Raw genomic sequence first — 2,239 nt, 5'->3', positions numbered from 1 at the left:
GCCGGGCGCGGGTCGGCGAAGGCGTCGGAGGGCGAGGGCGCGGGGGCCGCCCCCGGCGCCGTCCGGCGCCCGGTCGGCGCGGCACGGGAACAGCGGGCGTTCGACCCGTCTCATGGCCGGATCCGAGGGTGCTCGGGGCGGGCGGCGTGTGCTCGATCGGCGCAGGCGCGGCGCGCCTCGCCCCGGGTGGCGGTGCGCCGTGGAGGATCGACGGCAAGGCGGTCGCAGCGCCGGTGCCCAGGCTGTCGGCGACGCCCGCCCGCCACCAGCCACCGCCCCGCAAGCTGAAGGGATCCGGCCATGAGACGGGTCGAACGCCCGCTGTTCCCGTGCCGCGCCGACCGGGCGCCGGACGGCGCCGGGGGCGGCCCCCGCGCCCTCGCCCTCCGACGCCTTCGCCGACCCGCGCCCGGCAGCGAGAGCGCCGGCCGGGCGGCTCGGCCGCGTCCCCTCGACCGTCCGGTCGCGGCGTGAACGCCGCCCCGGGCGGGAGCGCCCCTGAGGAAGGCGGCTACGGCGAGGCCGTGTTCCCTCCCGGGCGGGAGGGCGAGGACGAGCGCATCGACCTCGGCGCACTCGCCTACGACGACCTCACCATGGCCCGGTTCCGCGCCCTCGGCGTCGGTCCCGGGTGGCGCTGCCTCGACGTGGGCGCCGGTACGGGCACCGTCTCCCGCAGGCTCCTCGAAGAGGCCGGGGTGACGGGAGTGCTCGCCGTCGACCGCGATGTGCGCTTCCTCGTCGAACGGCCCGTGACCGGCCTCGACGTCATCGAGGCCGACGTCACCGACCCGGACTTCGACCCCGGCCGGTTCCGCCTCGTCCACGCGCGCTTCGTCCTGATGCACCTGCCGGACCGGGAGCGGGTGATCGCCCGGCTGGCCCGCCTCGTCGAGCCGGGCGGGGTGCTGGTGATCAGCGACGCGGTCGACCTGACGAGCGACCGGGCCCCCGCCACCCCGTACACCGCGGTGATGCGGGCGATGTGGCAGGCGCTGCGGGAGACCATCGGCACCGACGTCACCCGGGTGCCCGCGTATCCCCGACTGCTCCGCGAGGCGGGCCTCGTGCCCGTCGCCGCCGAGATCCATGTGCCGCCGCTGCTCGCGGGGAGCCCGATCAGCCGTTTCTGGGCGGACACGTGGGAGCGGAGCCGGGCGCCGCTGCTCGCGACCGGCCTCGTCGACGACGCGGCCGTCGACGAGGCGATCCGGTATCTGGAGTCCGACGCCTGTGCGGCGCTCTCCGCGGGCATGCTCACGGCCTGGGGCCGCAGACCGCTCGACGTCCCCTGAGGGACGGGGGTCGCGGTGGTGCCGCCGGCCGGGGCCGGCGGGCCCGTCACCAGTAGTGCGCGAACCCCATGGCCGTGACCAGGTAGCCGCCGCCGACGCCCGCCAGGGCCGTTCCGACGACCCAGCCGACCGGAGCCCCCGCGCCGCCCCCGGGCCCGGGGACCAGCGCTCCGGCCGTCCTGGTCTGCCGCCACAGGAACGCGGCCACCAGGAGCCCGGTGGCCACGGGAAGCACCACCTCCCGGCTCGTGAAGTGCGGGACGGCTCCGCTCACGGCCGCGATCGCGCCGAGGCCGAGCAGCACGCCGGGCACGTCGAAACCCGCACCGAGGCGGCCGGGCCGGTCCTGCACCCGGGTCGACGTACCGACCGCGGCGATCGCGGCGAGCGGGACCATGAGGAGCACGTACCAGCGCCAGGCCACCCCTTCGAGGATCCACCAGCTCACCAGCAGGCCGAGCACCGGTCCGCTGCCCGCGACGGCCACCTGGATCCCGAAGGCCCTGCGCCGCTCCTCCCGGCCCGTCAGGGACGAGGACACGAGGAGCGGGGCGGACGAGCAGACCAGGGCCGCGAAGACGCCCTGGAGGATCCGCCCCGTGATGAGCACACCGGAGGAGGGCGCCATGGTGAGCAGCACGGCGGTGAGCGCGAAGCCCATGAGGCCGGTGACCAGGGCCCTCTTGCGACCCATGAGATCGGCCAGGCGTGCGCCGAACACCAGCGTCACGACGAAGGCCAGCGCATAGAGGGCGGGCACCAGTTGCAGGTAGACCGTGGACGTCAGCCGGAAGACGCCGCCGTACCCCAGGCCCGCGTAGCCGCCCCGCCACATCGCCGCCAGGAAGGAGGCCGCGTCGAACAGCACGACCGCCTGGGCCAGGGCCACCATCGCCAGTCCCCGCCTGCTGCCGGTGAGGGGTGCGGGCGGGTCGGCGGGCCGG

Annotated in this window: 2 protein-coding genes; one reads left to right on the top strand and one right to left on the bottom strand. The window is 76.5% G+C overall.

Features of this window, described 5'->3' with window-relative positions; genetic code table 11:
- Positions 1 to 470 precede the first annotated feature (470 nt).
- Positions 471 to 1,295: a class I SAM-dependent methyltransferase gene (locus tag EAO70_RS35580; RefSeq protein WP_148006934.1), complete on the top strand. Its 825-nt coding sequence runs from the start codon at positions 471 to 473 to the stop codon at positions 1,293 to 1,295.
- A 46-nt stretch (positions 1,296 to 1,341) separates the two neighbouring features.
- On the opposite strand, the gene EAO70_RS35575 is transcribed toward EAO70_RS35580, so the two are convergent.
- Positions 1,342 to 2,239 (bottom strand): MFS transporter (locus EAO70_RS35575; RefSeq protein WP_148006933.1); only part of this gene is annotated, 898 nt, incomplete at its 5' end.

Origin of the sequence: Streptomyces sp. adm13(2018) (genome assembly GCF_008042145.1) — a bacterium.
Lineage (GTDB): Bacteria > Actinomycetota > Actinomycetes > Streptomycetales > Streptomycetaceae > Streptomyces.
This window is presented reverse-complemented; position numbering and strand designations above follow the sequence as displayed.